This window comes from Serratia sp. NCCP-200 (genome assembly GCF_059697885.1).
On sequence record NZ_BAAKUJ010000002.1, the window covers coordinates 849,483 to 871,380 of the forward strand.

At 55.5% G+C, this 21,898-nt stretch carries 20 protein-coding genes; 5 read left to right on the top strand and 15 right to left on the bottom strand.

What is annotated here, in order from left to right:
• Positions 1-105: 105 nt before the first annotated feature.
• Positions 106-1,233: a 23S rRNA (uracil(747)-C(5))-methyltransferase RlmC gene (gene rlmC, locus AC6HVW_RS09265; RefSeq protein ID WP_186486626.1), complete on the top strand. Its 1,128-nt coding sequence runs from the start codon at positions 106-108 to the stop codon at positions 1,231-1,233.
• A gap of 496 nt (positions 1,234-1,729) precedes the next feature.
• Here the strand turns inward: rlmC and AC6HVW_RS09270 are convergent, their stop codons facing one another.
• The 6 genes from AC6HVW_RS09270 to AC6HVW_RS09295 form a co-directional block, all read right to left on the bottom strand.
• A complete protein-coding gene (locus tag AC6HVW_RS09270; RefSeq protein WP_071680772.1) occupies positions 1,730-2,464 on the bottom strand; it encodes an arginine ABC transporter substrate-binding protein in 735 nt (244 codons plus the stop codon).
• Positions 2,465-2,658: 194 nt separating this feature from the next.
• Positions 2,659-3,327, bottom strand: coding sequence for an arginine ABC transporter permease ArtM (gene artM / locus AC6HVW_RS09275; RefSeq protein WP_071680771.1), 669 nt, complete (start codon positions 3,325-3,327; stop codon positions 2,659-2,661).
• Entirely contained in the window at positions 3,327-4,043 is a 717-nt protein-coding gene (gene artQ, locus AC6HVW_RS09280) for an arginine ABC transporter permease ArtQ (protein ID WP_071680770.1), read from the bottom strand. The genes artM and artQ overlap by 1 nt, the downstream gene beginning before the upstream one ends.
• 9 nt (positions 4,044-4,052) lie before the next feature.
• Positions 4,053-4,784 carry an arginine ABC transporter substrate-binding protein gene (gene artJ / locus AC6HVW_RS09285; protein WP_021804969.1) on the bottom strand — a complete coding sequence of 244 codons (732 nt, stop codon included), beginning with the start codon at positions 4,782-4,784 and terminating at the stop codon, positions 4,053-4,055.
• A gap of 32 nt (positions 4,785-4,816) precedes the next feature.
• On the bottom strand, positions 4,817-5,545 hold the full coding sequence (artP, locus tag AC6HVW_RS09290; protein ID WP_094982923.1) for an arginine ABC transporter ATP-binding protein ArtP: 729 nt from the start codon (positions 5,543-5,545) through the stop codon (positions 4,817-4,819).
• A 262-nt stretch (positions 5,546-5,807) separates the two neighbouring features.
• Positions 5,808-6,356, bottom strand: coding sequence for a lipoprotein (locus AC6HVW_RS09295; RefSeq protein WP_497569359.1), 549 nt, complete (start codon positions 6,354-6,356; stop codon positions 5,808-5,810).
• Between the two features lie 176 nt (positions 6,357-6,532).
• On the opposite strand from AC6HVW_RS09295, the gene AC6HVW_RS09300 reads away from it, so the two are divergent.
• Positions 6,533-6,856 (top strand): heavy metal-binding domain-containing protein, encoded by a 324-nt coding sequence (locus tag AC6HVW_RS09300; RefSeq protein ID WP_021804966.1) that lies wholly within the window; start codon positions 6,533-6,535, stop codon positions 6,854-6,856.
• 209 nt (positions 6,857-7,065) lie between these two features.
• Positions 7,066-7,902 carry an N-acetylmuramoyl-L-alanine amidase gene (locus tag AC6HVW_RS09305; protein WP_071680768.1) on the top strand — a complete coding sequence of 279 codons (837 nt, stop codon included), beginning with the start codon at positions 7,066-7,068 and terminating at the stop codon, positions 7,900-7,902.
• A 36-nt stretch (positions 7,903-7,938) separates the two neighbouring features.
• On the opposite strand, the gene AC6HVW_RS09310 is transcribed toward AC6HVW_RS09305, so the two are convergent.
• The gene (locus tag AC6HVW_RS09310; RefSeq protein WP_497569360.1) at positions 7,939-8,949 is read right to left on the bottom strand and encodes a 3-beta-hydroxysteroid dehydrogenase; all 1,011 of its coding nucleotides are present in this window, start codon (positions 8,947-8,949) and stop codon (positions 7,939-7,941) included.
• 151 nt (positions 8,950-9,100) lie between these two features.
• Positions 9,101-10,543, bottom strand: coding sequence for a DUF2867 domain-containing protein (locus AC6HVW_RS09315; RefSeq protein ID WP_059200370.1), 1,443 nt, complete (start codon positions 10,541-10,543; stop codon positions 9,101-9,103).
• A 153-nt stretch (positions 10,544-10,696) separates the two neighbouring features.
• On the opposite strand from AC6HVW_RS09315, the gene AC6HVW_RS09320 reads away from it, so the two are divergent.
• Complete coding sequence (locus AC6HVW_RS09320; RefSeq protein WP_071680766.1) at positions 10,697-11,044, top strand: DUF1294 domain-containing protein; 348 nt, start codon at positions 10,697-10,699, stop codon at positions 11,042-11,044.
• A 62-nt stretch (positions 11,045-11,106) separates the two neighbouring features.
• Here the strand turns inward: AC6HVW_RS09320 and AC6HVW_RS09325 are convergent, their stop codons facing one another.
• From AC6HVW_RS09325 to AC6HVW_RS09350, 6 genes are all read right to left on the bottom strand, one after another.
• A complete protein-coding gene (locus AC6HVW_RS09325; protein ID WP_175415613.1) occupies positions 11,107-12,099 on the bottom strand; it encodes an MBL fold metallo-hydrolase in 993 nt (330 codons plus the stop codon).
• A 92-nt stretch (positions 12,100-12,191) separates the two neighbouring features.
• Complete coding sequence (ltaE, locus tag AC6HVW_RS09330; protein ID WP_186486168.1) at positions 12,192-13,208, bottom strand: low-specificity L-threonine aldolase; 1,017 nt, start codon at positions 13,206-13,208, stop codon at positions 12,192-12,194.
• A gap of 108 nt (positions 13,209-13,316) precedes the next feature.
• Positions 13,317-15,038: a ubiquinone-dependent pyruvate dehydrogenase gene (gene poxB / locus AC6HVW_RS09335; RefSeq protein WP_186486169.1), complete on the bottom strand. Its 1,722-nt coding sequence runs from the start codon at positions 15,036-15,038 to the stop codon at positions 13,317-13,319.
• Between the two features lie 124 nt (positions 15,039-15,162).
• Positions 15,163-16,167 carry an NADH oxidoreductase gene (hcr, locus tag AC6HVW_RS09340; RefSeq protein ID WP_071680762.1) on the bottom strand — a complete coding sequence of 335 codons (1,005 nt, stop codon included), beginning with the start codon at positions 16,165-16,167 and terminating at the stop codon, positions 15,163-15,165.
• A gap of 55 nt (positions 16,168-16,222) precedes the next feature.
• Positions 16,223-17,872 (bottom strand): hydroxylamine reductase, encoded by a 1,650-nt coding sequence (hcp, locus tag AC6HVW_RS09345; RefSeq protein WP_071680761.1) that lies wholly within the window; start codon positions 17,870-17,872, stop codon positions 16,223-16,225.
• Positions 17,873-18,052: 180 nt separating this feature from the next.
• Positions 18,053-18,949 (bottom strand): LysO family transporter, encoded by an 897-nt coding sequence (locus tag AC6HVW_RS09350; protein WP_071680760.1) that lies wholly within the window; start codon positions 18,947-18,949, stop codon positions 18,053-18,055.
• A gap of 180 nt (positions 18,950-19,129) precedes the next feature.
• Here AC6HVW_RS09350 and AC6HVW_RS09355 point away from each other — a divergent pair, with 180 nt between their 5' ends.
• Positions 19,130-20,785 (top strand): ATP-dependent endonuclease, encoded by a 1,656-nt coding sequence (locus AC6HVW_RS09355; RefSeq protein ID WP_071680759.1) that lies wholly within the window; start codon positions 19,130-19,132, stop codon positions 20,783-20,785.
• Here the strand turns inward: AC6HVW_RS09355 and AC6HVW_RS09360 are convergent.
• The gene (locus AC6HVW_RS09360; RefSeq protein ID WP_186486170.1) at positions 20,782-21,723 is read right to left on the bottom strand and encodes a VirK/YbjX family protein; all 942 of its coding nucleotides are present in this window, start codon (positions 21,721-21,723) and stop codon (positions 20,782-20,784) included. The two genes, AC6HVW_RS09355 and AC6HVW_RS09360, sit on opposite strands and share 4 nt — an antisense overlap.
• Positions 21,724-21,898: the final 175 nt, after the last annotated feature.

Genomic DNA, 21,898 nt, shown 5'->3' on the forward strand with positions numbered 1-21,898 from the left:
CCGGGCGGCGTTTTATCTTCTACTGCCTGGTAAGTAAGTTTTTATCCGCGTTGGGTGGTACAATCTGCGCCCTCATTGGTCATCCTGAGTTAACGGTTAATATTCATGCATTGCGCTTTGTACTCGGCGGGCACCTGCCGTTCCTGTCAGTGGCTGGAAAAGCCTTATCCCCAGCAACTGGAAGAAAAACAACATCATCTGCAATCCTTGCTGGCGGATCGCGATGTCGCGCAGTGGTTAGAACCGGTGACGGGTGAAGAAAGTGCATTTCGCAACAAGGCGAAAATGGTGGTCAGCGGTAGCGTTGAGCGGCCGTTGCTTGGCATGTTGCACCGTGATGGCACGCCGGTAGACCTGTGTGATTGCCCGTTGTATCCGGTCAGCTTTGCTCCAATTTTCGCGGCATTAAAAGACTTTATCCCCCGCGCTGGGTTAACACCTTATAACGTGGCGCGCAAACGTGGCGAGCTGAAATATTTACTACTGACGGAAAGCACCTTCAACGGCGGCCTGATGCTGCGCTTTGTGCTGCGTTCCGAAAGCAAGCTGGCGCAACTGCGTGCGGCCTTGCCGTGGTTACAGCAGCAGTTGCCGGAGTTGAAGGTGATCTCCGCCAATATTCAGCCCGTGCACATGGCGATCATGGAAGGCGAGCATGAAATCCCGCTGACCGAACAGCAGGCGTTGGAAGAGCGGTTCAACCAGGTGCCGTTATACATTCGCCCGCAGAGCTTTTTTCAAACCAATCCGCAGGTGGCCAGCCAGCTGTATGCCACCGCACGGGATTGGGTACGGGCGCTAGGTATCGCCAGCATGTGGGATCTGTTCTGTGGCGTTGGCGGCTTCGGGTTGCATTGCGCACAGCCGCAAACCAGGCTGACCGGCATTGAAATCAGCGCCGAGGCGATAGCCTGTGCCAAACAATCCGCGCAAACCCTCGGCTTGCAGCAGGTGGATTTCCAGGCGCTGGATTCGACCCGATTTGCTACCGCCGAGGGAGAGGTTCCTGAGTTGGTCTTGGTGAACCCGCCGCGCCGGGGGATTGGCAACGAGCTGTGTGATTATCTCAACCGCATGGCGCCGGGTTATATTCTTTATTCCAGCTGTAATGCGTTAAGTATGGCGAAGGATTTGGCGATGCTGCCGGATTACCGCGTTGAGCGCGTGCAGCTATTTGATATGTTCCCGCATACTGCCCATTACGAAGTGTTGACGCTACTGGTACGGAAATAATGGCCCCTCACCCTAGCCCTCTCCCACAGGGAGAGGGGACCGATCGAGTGTGTTTCAAATTGTAGTGACTTGCCTTGAATGAGGGGACGATCGAGTTTGCTGAGATGAGCTCTTTACTTGCAAAAGAGCAGGGGTCTATCAGCTCCCTCTCCTTGTGGGAGTGTACAGACTGGGGACATAACCCAAAAGGAGAAGGGACCGATCAAGTGTGTTTCAAATTGTAGTGACTTGCCTTGAATGAGGGGACGATCGAGTTTGCTGAGATGAGCTCTTTACTTGCAAAAGAGCAGGGGTCTATCAGCTCCCTCTCCTTGTGGGAGTGTACAGACTGGGGACATAACCCAAAAGGAGAAGGGACCGATCGAGTGTGTTTCAAATTGTAGTGACTTGCCTTGAATGAGGGGACGATCGAGTTTGCTGAGATGAGTTCTTTACTTGCAAAAGAGCAGGGGCTATCAGCTCCCTCTCCCTGTGGGAGAGGGTTGGGGTGAGGGGCTTACTGCGGGAACCACTTATCGTTTATCGCCTTGTAGGTCCCATCCGCCTTGATCGCGTCCAGCGCAGCATTCAGCTTGGTCAGTAGTGCCTGATTGTCCGGGCGTACGGCAATGCCCAGGCCAGTGCCAAAGTACTGCGCATCGGTTACGTGCTCGCCTACGGCGGCCAGTTCCGGATTATTCTTCAGCCACTCATTAACCACCGCAGTGTCACCGAACACGCCATCGATACGGCCATTCTTCAGCTCCAGCACGGCGTTTTGGTAGCTGTCATAAGACACGGTATTGATTTCCGGGTGCTTGTCCTGCATGTATTTTTGATGCGTGGTGCCGTTTTCCATCCCCAGCTTTTTGCCTTTCAAATCCGCCAGCGTAGTGAACTTGCCTTTCTGAGCAATGACGATAGCCGAGTTGGCATAATAGGGCTGGGTAAAGGTTACCTGCTTGCTACGCTCCGGAGTTATGTCCATACCGGAAATCACCGCGTCATATTTTTTAAATTTCAGCGCGGCGATCAGGCTGTCAAAGGCCTGGTTGGTAAAGGTGCAGTCGGCCTGCATCTGCTTGCACAAGGCCTTGGCCAAATCGATATCAAAACCGACGATCTGGTTATTGGCATCCAGAGATTCAAACGGCGGGTAGGTCGCTGAAGAGGCGAAACGGATGGTGTCAGCGGCGGCTGCGTTAAAGGTGATCCCGGCGAGAAGGGTGGCGGCAAGTAACAGCTTTTTCATCGGTACGGCTCCTGTCGTAAATTTGATTGTTGTCTCGCCACCTTTTTATCTGACAATGCCTTTGGGGCGTTGTGAGTGGCTATGCCGATAACAATGCCATTTAGTGAATGACTATGCAATATAAATGACTATAAAATTATTTTCAGCCATAAAAAAGCCCTGCGCAAGGCAGGGCTGGTTCAGCGAGGCTTGACTCAATTACGACGTTCAAAAGCCAATGCGCGGCGTTCAACCAAACGCATCAATAACGTCAGCAGGCCATTCACGCACAGGTACACAACACCAGCGGCACCGAAGACCATCACGTCATAAGTCCGGCCATACATCAGTTGGCTGTAACCCATCACTTCCATCAGGGTAATGGTATAGGCAAGCGAGGTACTCTTGAACACCAGAACCACTTCGTTAGAGTAGGATGACAAGGCACGTTTGAAGGCATACGGCAGCAGAATACGCAGCGTTTGCTGGCGTGACATGCCCAGCGCTTCACAGGATTGCCACTGGCCCGCCGGGATAGCGCGTACCGCCCCATGGAACAGCAGGGTAGTGTAGGCCGCACTGTTCAGCGCCAATGCAATCATCGCGCAGAGCCAAGGTTGCGACAGCAGGTTCCACAACCAGGGATATTCACGGATCGCCGGGAACTGGCCAGGGCCGTAGTAAATCAGGAAGATCTGTACCAGCAACGGCGTACCGGTGAACAACGTAATGTAGACCTTCACCAACTGCGTCAGTACCGGAGTTTTTAACGTCAGGATCACCGTCAGCACTAGCGACATCAGCAAGGCAACAATCAGTGCGACGATCGTCAGCGACAGGCTGGTATGCAAGCCTTTGAGGATTTCGGGGATGAACTCAAGCATCAGGCTGGCCCCCGCTCAAAACGTGTGGTGCGCAGCTCGATCCGTTTAAGGATGTACTGGCTCAGCAGGGTGATAACCAAATAGATTGCTGCCGCAATCACATACCAGGTAAACGGCTCCTGGGTGCGGGTAGCAATGCTTTTGGTCTGCAACATCAAATCGTTAACGCTGATCAACGACACCAGCGCGGTATCTTTCAGCAGTACCAGCCACTGGTTGCCCAGCCCCGGCAGCGCGTGACGCCACATTTGCGGCATGATCAAGCGGAAGAAGATAGCCGTCTTGCTTAGCCCCAGAGCCTGGCCGGATTCCCACTGGCCCAGTGGCACTGCTTTCAGTGCCCCACGCAGTGTTTGCGACGCGTAGGCAGAATAGAGCAGGGCCAGGGCGATAACGCCGCACAGGAACGGGCTGACTTCGAAATTGTCGATGGACAGCTGCACCGGTAACTGGAACAGGCCTAAGTTCAGGACGAAGCCGTCGGACAGCATCATCAGCAGCTGTGAAGAGCCGAAGTAGATAAACAGCACCACCAGAATTTCTGGCAAGCCGCGCAGCAGGGTCACCCAGGCAGTGCCGAGCCAACTGACCGCTTTCCAGCGGGATGACTCCCAGACGGCAAACAGCATCGCCAGGATCAGGCCGAGGACCAGGGCACAAACGGCAAGGCCGACGGTCATCCCGGCGGCGCTAGCTAAAGGTTGGATTTCATTCATGGATGATGATTACTGCTGGAACCATTTTTTGTAGATGGTTTCGTAAGTCCCATCCTGCTTGATTTTATCCAGGGCGGCGTTGAATTTGCCCTGCAGCTCGGTATTTTGCAGGCGCATGGCAATGCCCAGACCGCTACCGAAGTAGTCTTTATCGGTCACTTTATCGCCCACGGCGGTCAGCGCAGCGTTTTCTTTCAGCCACTCGTTAACCACGGCGGTATCGCCGAACACCGCATCAACACGGCCATTTTTCAGATCCAGAATGGCATTCTGGTAGCTGTCGTAGCCCACGGTGGTGATTTCCGGGTGTTTATCGGTCAGGAATTTCTGGTGCGTGGTGCCGTTTTGCACGCCAACGCGTTTGCCTTTCAGCGCGGCCACGTCGGCCACTTTGCCTTTCTCGGCAATAAACAGGGCCGAGTTATCGTAGTAAGGTTTGCTGAACAGCACCTGCTTTTCGCGCTCAGGGGTGATATCCATACCGGCCATCACGGCATCGAAACGCTTGAACTTCAGGCTTGGGATCAGGCTGTCGAAGCCTTGGTTAGTAAAGGTACACTCGGCCTGCATCTCTTTACACAGAGCGTTGGCCAGATCGACGTCGAAGCCCTGGATCTTGTTATCCGCCGCGACGAATTCGAACGGAGGGTAGGAAGCTTCGGTAGCGAAACGGATAGTTTCGGCTGCTGAGGCAGAAACGCTGATGCCAGCCAGAACGGCGGCGATTAGTAGTTTTTTCATCGCAAACTCCCTGAGAACAGCAAATATCGCTATTAGTGTGATAAGTAATTGGCAAACTCTACGGTTTGCGGTTGTGCAAAGTGGCTGGCATCGCCCTGTTCGACGATATGGCCATTTTCCATATACACCACGCGGCTGGCGGTTTTACGCGCGACTTCAACTTCATGGGTGACGATCACCTGAGTGATACCGGTGCCCGCCAACTCGCGAATGATGCTGACGATCTGCGCGGTAATTTCCGGATCCAGTGCGGCCGTAGGTTCATCGAACAGCAGCACCTGAGGTTCCATCATCAGCGCACGGGCAATGGCTACGCGCTGTTGTTGGCCACCGGAGAGATGCAGTGGGAAACGGTCGGCAAAATCGGTCAGGCGTAACCGGGTCAGCAACTTGTCGGCACGCGCCATCGCTTGTGCCTTGGTCAGGCCAAGTACGCGGCAGGGCGCTTCGATCAGGTTTTGCACCACGGTCAGATGTGGCCAGAGATTGTACTGCTGAAACACCATGCCCACATTTTGGCGCAGTTCGCGGATGGATTTCTCCCCCGGTGACTGTTTAAAGTCGAACTGATTGCCCGCGATTTGCAGGTGGCCAGAGCGTGGCATTTCCAGCAGGTTAAGCACCCGCAGCAGTGAACTCTTACCCGCGCCGCTTGGACCAAGCAGCACCAGAGTCTCGCCGGCAGGGCAATCCAGTGTAATGTTAAACAGCGCCTGATGTGCGCCATAAAAGCAGTTGATATCTTTTAGTTGAATACTCATGCGCTGAAATTGAATAGACATTGATGCCGGGAATGGTAACTTCCACAGAATACTTATGCAATCTTTGTGAGTTAAAATTTATTAGTACGTCGCAGAATGACTAAATAATAGCAGAAGATACCGTGAGCGCTGGCTGAATGGCGGATTTGTCGCGCACTCTGTGAGATAGCTAGCTATTTTTCTCAAGATGATGGAATTTTGAGCGTTTATGAGGGGGTAATTGGCAACCGGGAAGGTGATACACCCGGTTGCCATTTTGGTGTTACTGGTTCTCAAGGACCTGACGCAGCGTACCGCTGGCGGCATGCGGCGGGATGTTGAGGAAGCGGATGTCGTCAACCACCCAGCAGGTGCCTTCACGGACCATCAGCACTTCGTCCTGCCAGTTGATTGCGTTGGCACCCTCTTTCTGGTGGGTCAGCTGTACACGCAGCGGGATGTTTTTGGCATCGGTGTTAGGAATGGTGGAAGCGCTGGCAACCGATGCGCTGGTTGGCCCCTGGGCATTGCCAGAGAACAGATCGCCGGTGATGGTGTGTTTGCCAGGGTGCTGAGCGGCACTGACCAGATCCTGATACAGCACCTGGCTCAGGTAAGGCTGCAACTGTGCCAGACGGCTGCTGTCCGGCAGAGCGGTGCTTGGGCCTTGCTGAATGCGCAGGTCATAGAATTTCTGGGCTACCGTATCCGGGCCACCGTCCACGCAGGCGCCAGTGCGGACGCCAACATCCTTAAAGGCCGGTTCGACGGTACTACAGGCGCTTAAGAACAGGGCCAAGGGTAAAACAACAGCAAGTGTTTTTGTTTTCATCTCATAACCTTATGTAAAAGTCTCTCAACCATGAAGACCGAAAACCACAGGACTAGCCTACAGTATAAAGGCGTTTTTGGTCCTTGCATTGGTGCTGTGTGCCATTGTGCCACAGAACATCCGCTTAAATTAGCTGTCCTACCACAGCAATGATTTGATTTTATAAGGAGTTCTTGATGCAATTGTCCACTACCCACACCCTGGAAGGGTTTACCATCACCGAATATTGCGGCGTTGTCACCGGCGAGGCGATTCTGGGTGCCAATATTTTCCGCGATTTTTTTGCTGGTGTGCGTGATATCGTTGGTGGCCGTTCCGGTGCCTACGAGAAAGAGCTGCGCAAGGCACGTCAGCTGGCCTTTCAGGAGATGCAGGAGCAGGCCAAAGAACTGGGGGCTAACGCGGTAGTCGGCATCGATATCGATTATCAAACCGTGGGTAAAGATAGCACCATGCTGATGGTCAGCGTCAGTGGCACCGCGGTAAAAGTCAGCCGCTGACATTTACCGACAGGCACACAATTCTGCTAAGCGGGCGCAGCATGCGACGCCCCTACGGTCAAATATGTGCGGCAGTGCGGTGCGATAACAAGGAAGTTAAATGGCAAATGCCGAGCAGGGAAGCTGTGAATTGCAACAGAAAGTTAGTCGACTGCGCCAAATCCTGTCATATCCTGATGGCGGAATTTCACAGCAGGAAGGAGCGTATTTTGGTTAAGTGGTTGTGGATCGCTGCCATTGCAGTTTTGACGGGGTGCCAACAGCAATCCACCAGCACATTGGTGGATCACGGTAGCTATCAGTTGGAAACCCTGCATCAGGCTCCGGGGGCCGATCAGCGTATCCGTTTCCTGGTGATGCATTACACCGCAGAAAACTTTCACTCATCGCTAAAAACGCTGACGGACGAGCACGTCAGCGCCCATTACTTGTTGCCTGCGCATCCTTCAGAGCAGGGCGGCAAACCGGTGGCGTATCAACTGGTACCGGAAGCGCTGCGGGCCTGGCATGCCGGGGCCAGCAACTGGCGTGGGCGTACCAATTTGAACGATACCTCGATCGGTATTGAGATCGTCAACCGGGGCTTTACGCGTAACTTGCTGGAGACAGACTGGCAGCCTTATACGCCAGAGCAAATTGCGTTACTGATCCAACTTGGCCGCGATATTGTGCAGCGTTACGCGCTGCAACCGACGGACGTGGTAGGGCATAGCGATATCGCCCCGCAGCGCAAACAGGATCCTGGCCCTCTCTTCCCATGGCAACAGCTGGCGCAGGCAGGTATTGGTGCCTGGCCGGAAGAGCGGGAGGTGGAACGTTACTTGGCAGGTCGTGATAAGCATGAGCCGGTGGCGATGGCATCACTGTTGGAAAAGCTGGCGCGCTACGGCTATGGCGTTGATCCTACATGGGATGCCAAGCAGCAGCGGAACTTGGTAGCGGCATTTCAGATGCATTTCCGGCCCAGCGATTATCGCGGTGAGCCAGATGCAGAAAGCGAGGCGATTATAGAGGCGTTGCTAAGCAAATACGGAGCTATGCGCTAACGTAATACCCTATTGATTATCCAGACGAGCGTAGTTCTATAGCCCGTGCAGATTACCGTGCTCTTTCAACCAGCGAGCGGTACGGCTAATGCCTTCCTCAAGCGAAACCACGGGTTGATAACCCAGTTCCTGCTGTGCGCGAGTGGTGTTCAGCGTCAGATCGAAATTGAGCTTGGCGACGCTGTAATGGGTCAACACGGGTTCTTTATCGCTTTTACTGCCCAGTTTTTCCATGCCACGTGCCATCATATCCAGCATCGGGTAGGGCACCGAGCGGATGCGGCACTTCATGCCCAACTCATCGATCAGCTGTTGCAGCACGGTGCGTAGCGTGCAGGCCTGCTGGTTGGAGATGTTGTAGGCCCGGCCAGAAGGAGTCTCTTCCTTCATGGTGGCCAGCCACATGGCGTGTACCGCATTATCCAGATAGGTCATATCGACCAATGCATCCCCGCCACGCGGTAACAGCAGGCTACCGTAATTTTTGATCATATGCAGCAGGCGCGGCAGCATGATTTTGTCGTGTGGGCCAAATAGCCCCTGTGGCCGCAGGATGGTGAAATGGGTTTGCGGGTTAGACAGCGCCAACTGTTGCACCACCTGTTCCCCGGCGGCCTTGCTGCGGGCAAACTCGTTGGCATAACGAATCGGGCGGAAGTCTTCATCCACATTGCGGTGATGGTGATAATCAAAGTAAATCGCCGGCGAAGAAATATGAATGAACCGTTCTACACCGTAGGCCGCAGCCCATTCCCCCAAACGGCGGGTAGCGCGGACGTTGGCCAGTTCGAAGGCTTCTTCCGTGCCCCATGGGGAAGTGAAACCGGAGCAGTGCCACAGCACGTCGACATCCGCCAGCATGGCTTTGGCCTGTGAAGAGATCAGGTTGGTGAGATCGGCATGGATGAATTCGGCACCCATTTTTTCCAGCAGGCAACCCATGGCCTGATTGCGCCCGGTGGCACGTACTTTTATGCCTTGGCGGCGGAGATATTCAACGGCGTTACGGCCTAACCCACTGGTTGCACCGGTGACCAATACCTTCATAACTCACTCTGTTCTCACCAAAAATCAGGATGCTGAGGGCGTTTTAGCGCGCCCCAGCAAATAAGGTGCCATTCTTTCGTGATTTTGTGCGCTATGCAATGAGAAAGGACCTAACCGCAGCAGCAAACTGTGCGGTTGATCGAGAATTCGACTAATGAGGACGCTGGTTATCGTACTCTTCGGCCAATTGGGCAATCCGTTTGGCCATGCCACGGAAAATAAACAGGTGGGCGGGCATCATGACAAACCAGTATAACAGCCCGCTGAAACCGGCAGGATGCCACCAGGCGCGGACATCGAGTTGGCGGCGATCGCCCAGGTCTTTGATGCTGAAGGTCAGGCGACCAAGCCCCGGAGCTTTCATCCCGAACATCAATGCCAGCTGCCGTAATGGCTTCTTGGTGATCACCTTCCAGCCATCGACCAGATCGCCGATTTCCAGGGTGTCACGCTGCGGTCGGCCATAAACGACGCCGTTGCCGATCATATCGTCCATGCGGGCGCGGATTTGCCACAGAATGTTGGCGTAGAAGTATCCCTCTTTGCCGCCCAACTGCTGCACGACGTGCCATAGCGCTTCGCTGGAAGCCTGGGTATCCACCTCACAGCCTGCATGTTTGGGGTAGAAGCCATAACCGGGGCGCCAGCGGGCTCGGGCTTCAGGATCGTAACCCCAGTCGGCAGAGTCGACCACCTCGTCTTCGCGGCGTAGCGTCTCCTTCACGGCCTCATCAAAGGTTTGTAGTGGCTGTGGGATCAAGGCTTGCAGCGGTTTGCCATCGGCAGGTAAGTCATGGTTCAGCCCCTGAATGAGCGCGCTGGCAATCGAGGTTGGCACAGAGGTGATCATGCTGATAAACCATACAGAGATAAAGCGTGTCGGCAGCGGCACCGGGATCAGCCAGCGCTTTTTGCCGCTGATCTTGATAAAACGCTCGAACAGGGTTTGGTAACTGATGTACTCCGGCCCGGCCACGTCAAAAATCCGGTTTTCCTGCGCCGGATGTTGCAGTAGCTCGGTCAGGTAAGTGAGCAGGTTATCCAGTGCGACCGGGGACGATTTTGACCGCACCCAACGCGGTGGCGTCAGGATCGGCAGGTTATAGACCATATCGCGCATAATCTCGAACGCGGCTGACCCAGGGCCAACCACGATACTGGCGCGCAATTCGGTGACGGGAATGCCGCTTTGGCGCAGGATTTCGCCGGTCAGTTTACGGGCGATGAGGTGGGGGGAGCTATTGCCCTCTGGTTGCAGTGCACCAAGGAAAATAACCTGTTTAACGTTGGATCCTCGCAAGGCATCGCGCAGGTTCTCCGCTGCCTGGCGCTCCTTTTCGATAAAATCGTCGCCATCGCCCATACCGTGGATCAGGTAGTAAACGGCATCGATCTGCCATAGCGCCGCCGTTAGCGTTTCTGGGCGATAGACATCCACGTAGCGGCAGCTTACGTGCGGCCAGTTTTGCTCTTCCAACCATTCTATACGGCGTGCTGCGGCAGTGATTTCGTGGCCCTGCTCGGTCAAACGGGGGATCAGGTGTTGGCCAATATAACCGCTGGCTCCAAGAACCAGAATACGTTGGGAGGTCATTGCGCTGCCTTAGATTATTGATGTTAATGTGAGCATAAACGACAGGATGCCAAATTAGCGGGCTAAATGCACTTTTTGTATGGGTATCAATAGTTGCATCTGCACGGAGGGCGGTTCACACTACGCGGCGATCAAGCAACGAGCCCATGCCCGATGAAAATCAATTCCCTGTGTTATTTGCTGCTGCTAATTGCTCTGGCTGGCAGCCTGTGTTTTCCCGCTCCGCTGTGGACGTGGTTGCTGCTGGTAAACTTGCTGACCCTGCTGATCTACGGAGCCGATAAGCTGGCCGCCTGCAAAAGTTGGCAACGGGTGCCGGAAATCACCCTGCTGCTGTTTGGCGTGCTGGGCGGTTGGATAGGGGCCATTATCGGGCAACGACTGTTCCGTCATAAAACGCAGAAACAGCCGTTCAAAACCTATTTTATCCTCAGCGTAGTGCTGAACCTGATGCTGATACTGGCTGTGGGTTATTGGCTCTACGGCCGGATGGTGGTTTGACTTACCGCACTATGCGTAATTAAACGGGCGCCGCATGCGCCGCCCGTTGTCATCAATCTACGTTAAGGTTTCTTCTCGCCAACGACCACCGGTGCATATTCAACCGGCACCCACGCATAGCCTTTACCTTCGACGCGTACGTGGCCCAGGCCAGGGAAAGGTAAGTGTGCTCCGCCAACCCACAGCTTGTTTTCAGCCGCATCGGCAAACACCTTCTGCCGGGTAGCGATCGCCTGTTTGGAGTCCGTGTCAAAGTCCACCGCGACTTCAGGTTTGGCAAACTGCAAAGAGTGACTGTGGACGATATCCCCCCACAACAGCAGTTTCTGGCCGCCGGAGCTGAACAGGTAAGAGGTATGCCCAGGCGTATGGCCCGGTGTCGCTATCACTTCCAATCCAGGAAGTAACTGCTCCCCAGGGCTGTACAATTTCAGCTTGCCCTGTTCGGCATAAGGGGCCACGGCGTCCTGGGCCATTTTGAACATCGGCTGCGCATCTTTCGGGGCTTTGGACGCTATCTCTTTACTCAGCCAATAATCGCCATCGGCCTTGGAGGCATAGACAGTAGCGTTAGGGAAGGCGGCTTTGCCCTGATCGGTGATGCCGCAGGCGTGATCGGGGTGCAGATGCGTCAGCAATATCATATCAACCTGCTCTGGCTGATAACCTGCCGCGCGCAGGTTGTTTTTGATAGCCCCCAAGGTTGGTCCAAAACACTGCGAGGTACCGGTATCTACCAAAACCAGATGCGTACCAGTATTCACCAGAAAAGCGTTAACCGCAGTCTGTATGCCTGACTTGCTGTCGGTAAACATGCGGGCGAACAGCTTTTGCATATCCGGCTCGCTGACACCATGGAACAGCTTGGTTGCAAGGTGGGTATAACCGTCATACAGCGCTGTCACCTCCAGGTTACCCAACATCATGCGGTAATAGCCGGGAGCCTGCGTTTGCTGTTGGGCCGGTGCCGGGGTGGCGCTGGCTGGCAAGGTAAACATCATTCCACTGCTAGCGAGGGTGAGAGCTAATAACGTCTGGCGCAATTTATGACTCATTGATGATATCCCTTCAGGTTTTGAAACTAGGCTGAGATAACGGGTTTGGCGAGAACTGGGAAGCAGGGCCTCCCGGTGTTACTGCAAAAAAATCAAGCGTGCTGCTGCAAGAACTCCCGCCATAGATCGACGACTTTTTGCAGATCCTGGCGGCTAACGTTCAGATGCGTCAGGATACGGGTTAACGGCCCGACGCTGATTAACACACCACGTTCGCGCATCCAGGGGCCGAGCTTGGCCGCCAGCTCCGGGGATTGGCGCAGGTACAGCACGTTGGTTTGTGCGCCCGGTTCGGCAATATCCACGCCAATGTCACGTAGCTGTTCTTCGAGCCATTTGGCGTTGTCATGATCTTCTTTCAGCCGCTCGACGTTGTGCTCCAGCGCATAGAGCCCGGCCGCCGCCAGAATACCGGCCTGGCGCATTCCGCCACCGGTCATCTTACGCCAGCGGTTGCCACGTTGAATAAACTCTTTGCTACCGCATAGCAGGGAGCCGACCGGTGCACCTAGGCCTTTCGACAGACAAATGGTGAAGGTGTCGCAATACTGGGCAAGGGTTTTCAGCGGCACGTTAAGTGCCACCGCCGCGTTGAAAATGCGCGCGCCGTCAATGTGCAGAGCCAGCTTGTGTTCACGGGTGAACTGCCAGGCCTGTTGCAGATATTCCAGCGGCAGCACGCGGCCGCTGATGGTGTTTTCCAGGCTTAGCAGACGAGTCTTGGCGAAGTGAATATCATCGGGTTTGATGGCGGCGGCGACTTTATCTAACGGCAGCGTGCCATCAGGATTGGCTTCGATCGGCTGGGGCTGAATGCTGCCCAGCACGGCGGCACCACCGGCTTCATATTTGTAGTTATGCGCTTGCTGGCCAACGATATATTCCTCACCACGCTGGCAGTGGCTCAGCAGGGCTACCAGGTTGGCCTGGGTGCCGGTAGGCAGGAATAATGCCGCCTCTTTGCCAGAGAGTCTGACCGCTTCAGCCTGGAGGGCGTTGACGGTGGGATCGTCGCCATACACGTCGTCGCCGACGTCAGCCTGCGCCATGGCGGTGCGCATCTCTGCGCTAGGTTGGGTAACGGTGTCACTGCGTAAATCGATAAGCATACGGGTCCTTGGTAGCCAATGAGGAAGAGGCTTTCATCATAACCGGATTAGCGCGGGGCAAAAGCGGAAAATGCAGGGGACAACCAACTTCATTGCCCCCAGAAGCGATTAACGCAGCCAGTTGGTTTTAGCCAGTTCGACAACTTCATCACCCCGGCCATTGATGATGGCGCGCAGCATATACAGGCTGAACCCTTTAGCCTGTTCGAATTTAATCTGCGGCGGCATCGCCAGCTCTTGTTTGGCCGTGACCACGTCGAGCAAGGCCGGGCCAGGATGGGCCAGCATTTCCTGCAATGCCGCGTCCAGCTCGGAGGCCTTTTCTACCCGAATGCCTTTGATGCCTGCCGCATTGGCGATAGCGGCAAAATCCGGGTTGTGCAGATCGGTGCCGTCGGTAAGGTAGCCACCGGCCTTCATCTCCATTGCTACAAAGCCCAGCACGCTGTTATTGAATACCACCACCTTGACCGGCAGCTTCAACTGCGCCAGCGATAGAAAATCCCCCATCAGCATGGTGAAGCCACCGTCACCGCACATGGCGATCACTTGCTTATCCGGTTCGGTGGCCTGGGCACCAATCGCCTGCGGCATGGCGTTGGCCATTGAGCCATGATTGAACGAACCGAGCAGGCGGCGTTTGCCGTTCATTTTCAAATACCGTGCAGCCCACACCGTCGGCGTGCCGACATCGCAGGTGAAGATGGCGTCATCCGTGGCGGAGTTGCTGATTTGCTGTGCCAGATATTGTGGGTGGATCGGCTGGTCATCGTTGGCGGTTGCCAACCCGTCAAGATCTTTACGCGCTTCCCGGTAATGCTCCAGCGCTTTATCCAGGAACTTGCGGTCGCTCTTGGCTTGCAGCAGCGGCAACAAGGCACTGAGCGTCGTTTTGATATCGCCCATCAGAGCCATATTGACCGGGCAATGGGCGCCGATGCTGCCGGGGTTGATATCGATCTGAATGATATTGGCATTGCCAGGATAAAACGCCCGATAAGGGAACTGAGTGCCTAGCAGCACCAAGGTATCCGCGTTCATCATGGCGTGGTAGCCGGAAGAAAAACCGATCAGCCCGGTCATGCCAACGCTGTAAGGGTTATCCCATTCGATGTGCTCTTTACCGCGTAGGGCGTGCACAATCGGGGCCTGTAGCAGTTCGGCCAGTTTGACGACTTCGTCATGCGATCCGGCGCAGCCGCTGCCGCACATCAGGGTGATATTTTTGGCGCTGTTCAGCGTTACTGCCAGTTTCTGCAGTTCGCTCATTGGTGGCTGCATCAGTGGGTGCGCAGGCGTATGCCACACCAGGCTGGCATCTTCTGGGGCCATTTGCAGAGCGACATCCCCCGGCAGCACAATCACTGAGACTCCCCGGTTGAGGATCGCTTTGCGCATGGCGATCTCAAGCACTCGCGGCAGTTGCTCTGGATTGGACACCAGCTCGCAGTAGTGGCTGCATTCGCGGAACAGCTCTTGCGGGTGAGTCTCCTGGAAGTAGCCGCTGCCGATCTCGCTGGAAGGAATATGGGCGGCGATAGCCAGCACCGGAACGTGATTGCGGTGGCAATCGAACAGGCCGTTGATCAGGTGCAGGTTGCCCGGGCCGCAGGAGCCTGCGCAGACCGCCAGTTGGCCGGTGAGCTGCGCTTCGGCACCGGCGGCAAAGGCGGCGACTTCTTCGTGGCGGGTGCCCATCCAGGCGATGGTTCCCATCCGGTGCAGGCTGTCACTCAGGCCGTTGAGCGAATCGCCGGTGACGCCCCAGATCCGTTTTACCCCGGCCTGTTCCAACGTTTTGGCGATCAGCGTGGCTACTGTTTGCTTCATAGTTCCTCCAGTCATTATCCAAAATGAGGGGTACTCGCCCGGTTAAAGGCAAACAGAAAGTGTAGAAGGGCATCAGGGAATACGCTTACCGATATGTGCCCCATCGGGAAGATGGGGCAAAGCTTCAGGCGAGGGTGACGTCACTTTGTAGCTGGCAGCTACAGGCTAGCACGTAACCCTGCTCGATTTCCGCCGGGGTTAACGTCATGGTGCTGGTGGTGGTGTATTGGCCGTCGATAATACGGGTTTTGCACGAGCCGCAAACGCCAGCCCGGCAGGCGGCATTGACCGGTAATTTATGGGCTTCTAAAGCGGCGAGCAAGGTGCTGCCGACCGGTATGCGGAATTCACGCAGCGGCTGACCGATGCGCAATGTTAATTGTTCGTTTTTCCCATCATCCAGCTTTGCCGAGGTGTGGAACTGTTCCTGATGGAAGTTGGCAGCGGGGACACCGAGCGCCAGACAAAGCTGCTCAACCTGTTGCATGTAAGGGGCAGGGCCGCAAGTCATCACGATGCGTGAGCTGATGTCCGGCGCGGCCTGTTGCAGCACCTGTTCATTGATGCGGCCAGACAGGAAGCCGGGTTGCGCATCCTGCTCTGCCATCAATGTCAGTTGCAATTGCGGATGGGCGGCACATAGCCGTTGCCATTGTTCGGCAAAAATCACATCGGCCGGGGTGCGGACGTTAAAGATCACCCGGATATCGCATTGCGGCTTGTTCACCACCAGCCAGCGGCACATCGACATGATCGGCGTGACGCCACAGCCGGCAGCCAGCATCAGGTAGCGATCGCTGGGGTGTTGCACGCAGCTGAATTCTCCCTGGGCGTCTGATAACCAGAGCGTTTGGCCCGGTTTGACCTCTTGCGTCAGCCAGCGTGAGCCGAGGCCATCCGACAGACAACGTACGCTGATGCTGATAAAAGGACTCAGGCCGGGCGAAGAGGAGAGGGTGTAAGCGCGCAGCGTGTCTTCACTGTTGCGAATGCTGACCAACGCAAACTGGCCGGGTTGATAAGGGTAAAAGTCGTTATTGATCAGGTTCAGCGTCCAGACGTCGGCGGTTTCCTGTTGCAGGGAGTGCACCTGCATCGGGTTGGGGCAAAGTGGGCTGGGTTGGCTCATGGGGCACCTCAAAACAAACGGGGCCGCCGCGATGGGCAGCCCCGGAACAACGGCCTTAGCCGAGAAGGGTTTGCATATCTTTCTCTACGGTGGTGACCGAACGCAGGCCGAATTTTTCATTCAGCACCGCCAACAGATTGTCGGTCAGGAAGGCCGGGGCGCTTGGGCCGGTGACGATATTTTTCACCCCTAGCGACAGCAGCGTCAGCAGAATGACGATCGCTTTCTGCTCGAACCACGACAGCACCAGGCTGAGCGGCAGGTCGTTGACCGTGCCACCGACTTTCTCGGCGAGTTTCACTGCCAGCATTACGGCGGAGTAGGCATCGTTACATTGGCCAACGTCCAGCAGGCGCGGTAGCCCTTCCAGCGTGCCGAAGTCCAGCTTGTTGAAGCGGTATTTACCGCACCCCAGCGTCATGATCAGGCAATCTTGCGGCACGCTGCGGGCAAAATCGGTGAAGTAACTGCGTTCATCACGGCTGCCGTCACAGCCACCCACCAGAAATACGTGGCGCAGTTTTTTCTGTACTACCAGATCAACCACGGTATCGGCGGCGCTGAGTAGTACCTGGCGGCCAAAACCGACGGTGATCAGTTGTTCGATTTCGCTATAAGGGAAGCCAGCCAACTGCTGCGCCTGAGCGATCACGGTGCTGAAATCATCCCCTTCCAGATGGTTGACACCAGGCCAGCCAACGATGCTGCGCGTCCAGATACGATCGCCATAGTTGCCGACGTTCGGATCGATGATGCAGTTGGAGGTCATGACGATCGAACCCGGGAATTTGGCAAATTCGGTCTGCTGATTTTGCCAGCCACTGCCGTAGTTACCCACCAGGTGTGGGAATTTTTTCAGCTCTGGATAGCCATGGGCCGGTAACATTTCGCCGTGGGTATAAACGTTGACGCCGGTGCCTGCGGTCTGTTCCAGCAGCAAGCGCAGATCTTTCAGATCGTGGCCGGAGATCAGGATCGCCTTGCCTGCCACTGGACGCACGTTGACCGTGGTCGGCTGCGGATCGCCGAAGGCACCGGTTTCGCCGCGATCCAGAATAGCCATCACGCTGAAGTTCATTTTGCCGATGGCCATCGAGTTGTTCAACAGAGTGTCCAGATCGCTCGGTTGGGTACCCAGCCAGGCCATGAAGGCGTGGTAATCGGCATAGATCTGGTTGTCGAACTGGCCCAGCACATGGGCATGTTCCATATAGGCGGCGGCCCCTTTCAGGCCGTACAGGCACAGCATCCGCAGGCCGTGGATATCGTCGCCTACCTCGGCTTTATCTTTATTGAGGGCAAACTGTGCGGCCTGTTGCAACAGCGCAGGCATATCGTTGCCGGCCAGTTGCAGCTGGGCCAGCGGATGATCGACCTGCACGCTGGCGTCAAGCAAGCGGCAGCGAACTGCCAGCGAGTCACGCAGGGCAATGGTGTCACGTGCATAGCCGATAATGCGTTCGGAATCGAAGTTAACGTTGGTCAGCGTAGAGAAGAAGGCGCGTGGGGAGAAACTGTCGACATCATGATCGATAATACCCAACGCACGCGCCTGCAAGGCCCAGGCAGAGAGCCCTTGCAGCGCCGCTATCAGCAGATCCTGCAGGTCGGAGGTTTCTGCCGTTTTGCCGCACATCCCTTGGGCGTAGGAGCAGCCGTTACCTGCCGGTGTCCGGATGGTTTGTTCACATTGCACACAGAACATAATCGCTTCCTTTTTTAAAGTTGCATTTATAATGCTTGTTTTGAAGCATAGATCGATGACGCAACCTTAAAAAGGCTTTTGTGATACAACTTTAACAAAGTTTGATTTAGAACAAGTTGGCGTGCGGATGGGAATTATTACGCTTTGATCAGCAGGCGCGGCGAGCCGCGCCCGTGGGCGTCAGGAGAACAGGGCGATTAACACCGGAGCCAACAGGCTCAGCAAGAATCCGTGCACGATGGCGGGAGGCACCATTTCTATCCCGCCGCTGCGTTGCAGAACCGGCAGGGTGAAATCCATCGAAGTGGCACCACATAAACCCAATGCAGAGGAACGACTACGGCGCACCAGCGTAGGGAGCAGCATTATTGCCACCAGCTCACGAGCCAGATCGTTGAAGAAGGCGGCGCTGCCCATCACTGGGCCATAGGCGTCGGTGATCAGGATGCCGGAAAGGGAGTACCAGCCAAAACCCGAAGCCATCGCCAAACCGGCTTTCAGCGGCAACCCCAGCAGCAGTGCGGCCACTGCACCACCCGCCAGCGAACTGAGCGCCACCACCACGGCGACCATCATGCCACGGCGATTGAGGGCAATCTGGCGTAGCGTCATCCCACTGTTGCGTAACTGTGCGCCCACCAGAAGCAACAGAAACAGCAGGGCATATTCACTGCCTTGGCCAGCAAATTGCAGCCAGTGCCACTGGGTGAGTCCCAAGGCAAAGCCACCCACCACCACCCCACAGAGCTTCAGGGATTCCAACGCCATATGCAGGCGTGAAGGTAATGTTTCTTGCTTGTGAGTACTGTGCCAGGGGCGGCGGCGTTCAAACAACGATAACCAAAGGAGATTGGCGCAGAAAATGCACAGAAAAAACACCAGGGTGTACTGAAAGATCAGCAGCAGGTTACTGCTGAGGTTTTCCAGGAATGCCAGGCTGATCCCCATAATGAACAGGATCACATACACCATCCAGCTCAGCAGCCGGTTAATGGCCCGGATCAGGGTGACGCTACGCAAGGGGACAAGATAACCGACAATTAGCGGTATCAATATAATCAGCAGTCCTGAATACATGTGAAACAAGCGTCCTTTAATCTGGAGGGAATACGGCAAACCTAACACGCTAACCAAAATGGGCGGCGGAGTAAAGTGGCGGATTTACGCGGTTTGCAGCACGCGGTGGCAATGTCTGCTTGACCTGTAATGGCTTTATTGCTCATCCTCAAGGTATCAGGCGAATAAAGGAGTCAGCAGATGTACCTGGAGCGTATTGAGATTGTAGGATTTCGCGGTATCAACCGGCTTTCACTGACGCTGGATGATAATACCGTGCTACTTGGGGAAAATGCCTGGGGCAAGTCCAGCCTGCTGGACGCCATGACCTTTTTGCTGGCCCCCGAACAGACGCTGTACCGCTTTGAAGCCAAAGATTTTTACTTCCCACCTGGCGACGAGGCGGCCAAAGATCGTCATTTGCAGATTATCTTCACCTTTTGTGAAAAGGATACCGGCCATGCGCATCTGCCGCGCTATCGCCATCTTTCGCCGCTTTGGTCGAAGGGGGAAGATAACCTGAGCCGCATTCACTACTGCTGCGTGGGGGAATTAGACGATGATGGCACGGTATGCACCTGGCGGCGTTTTCTTGATGCCGAGGGCAACGCCTTGCACCTGCACCATATCGATCAACTGGTGCACGCCCTGATCCGTATTCATCCGGTGCTGCGGCTGCGTGATGCGCGCTTTATTCGCCGCCTGCGGCCCAGCTCACTCAGCGATCGTCTCCCTGCCGATAACGAAGCCCTGGCACAGCAGTTGGATCAACTGACGCGCGAACTGGTGCGCAACCCGCAAAAACTGACTAATGCCGAACTACGGCAGGGGCTGGCGGCGATGCAGCAACTGCTTGAACACTATTTTGCCGAGCAAGGTTCGCAGATTGCCGGGCCTCGCCATCGTCGCCAACCGGAACAACAGGCGTGGCGATCGCTAGACAGCATCAACCGCATGATTGCCGAACCTAACAGCCGCAGCATGCGGCTGATCCTGCTGGGGATGTTCTCTACGTTGCTGCAGGCCAAGGGAAACGTAAAACTCGATCCCCATGCCCGGCCATTATTGCTGGTAGAAGACCCGGAAACGCGTCTGCATCCCATCATGCTGTCGGTAGCCTGGGGGTTGCTCAACCAGATGCCGTTGCAGCGTATTACCACCACCAACTCCAGCGAGCTGGTGTCGCTGGTGCCGGTGGAGCATATTTGCCGCCTGGTGCGCGAATCGGCCCGGGTTGCCACCTATCGCCTCGGGCCAAAGGGGCTAAGTGCGGAGGACGGGCGGCGCATTGCGTTCCACATCCGCTTTAACCGGCCCGCCTCGCTGTTTGCCCGCTGCTGGCTGCTGGTGGAAGGGGAAACCGAGGTCTGGCTGCTTAACGAACTGGCGCGCCAGTGTGGTTATCGTTTCGAGTCTGAAGGTGTGCGGGTCATTGAGTTTGCCCAATGCGGGCTGAAACCCTTGCTGAAGTTTGCCCGGCGCATGGGTATTCAATGGCACGCCCTGGTGGATGGCGATGAAGCCGGGAAGAAATATGCCAATGCCGTGCGCAGCATGCTGGATAACCACGAGGATAACGAGCGCGATCGTTTGACCGCGCTGCCTGCGCCGGATATGGAGCATTTCATGTATCGGGAGGGATTCAGCTCGGTTTATCACCGGGTGGCTTCGGTACCGCTAAAGGTACAGATGCCGGTGCGTAAGGTGATCATCAAAGCGGTGCATCACACTTCAAAACCCGATCTGGCGATTGAGGTGGCCATGCAGGCCGGGGCGTGGGGCACCGACTCGGTGCCACCGTTGTTGAAGAAAATGTTCTCCCGCGTGATATGGCTGGCGCGGGGCCGGGCGGATTAAGAAAAGTGTTTGCTAATCCCCTGTTGGAGCTCATCCAGTAACTGGTAACGGCGGCGATATTCCGCGCGTTTTTTGCTGGCGATGGTTTCCATCGGCTTGCGGCCAATGCGCTCGGGTAACAGGAAATAGCCGTTATCGAGTTGCTTGCCGCCCATGGAAAGCCAGAACTGATCGTAATCGGCATGCAGCTGGCTTTTCTTTTTGTGGTGGTAGCGCCAGTTCTGGTAAATATGGGTGGTGTTGCCTACCGCGATCAACTGCCGGATACCCAACTGTTGGGCCAGGTGGCAAATGCCTTCCAACACCAGGCGTTTTGGAAACAGGCCGTGGCAGGCTTTGGTCGTATTCTGGATCTCAGCGTGTGGCACCGTGGAATTGGCGCCTTGCATACCGCCGATAAATAACGTGGGTTGTTGCTGGTAATTCATCAAGGTGAAGGTCATTTCAGCCAGCATGATCCCTTGGCTATTGCGCAACAGCAGGGTCGTTTCACCCTCTTTATTCAAGTGGTCCAGAGAGGCCAGTTGCAGGCAGATCTGCTCGCCATTTTTGTCCTGTGCACGGCTTAAGGTAAAGGGGTGGCGACCCAATTGGCCGAGGTGCACCTTCAGCGGCATGCGTTGGGTGAGCAGATCGTAGTGATCGCGCAGGGCAAAAAGACGGTCGATGCGGCTCATGTTGTTCGCCAGATAGGGGCGATGCAGTTTGCAGGGCAGATTGGGCTGTGCGCTTAAAATCTCATCCAGCAGCGGGTTGGCAGCCAGCGTATTGAGCAGGCTGCGAGTCGTGGGCCAGCAGAGCAGCGAACGGCCAAGAAACTTAAGGCGGAATGACGTTTTTTTCCAGGCATTGCTGGGCACTTTCTCGCCGTTGATCAGTGCCGTCATCAGTTGGCTGGCCGGTTTGGCCGATATGAGTGGATAGCTGAGCTGAGACATGATGAAATCCTGGTTTGTGTCTAAATGACTATTTCATCAAGGCTTCACTAAACAGAAGCTCAATACGGTAGGGCAAAATTGCCTTGCTCGAAATACGTTGAGCCTTGGTTTAGTTATCGGAAACGCAACATGCTAATTTACTTGGGTTGCCATGGTTGGCAGCCTGAGAATGACA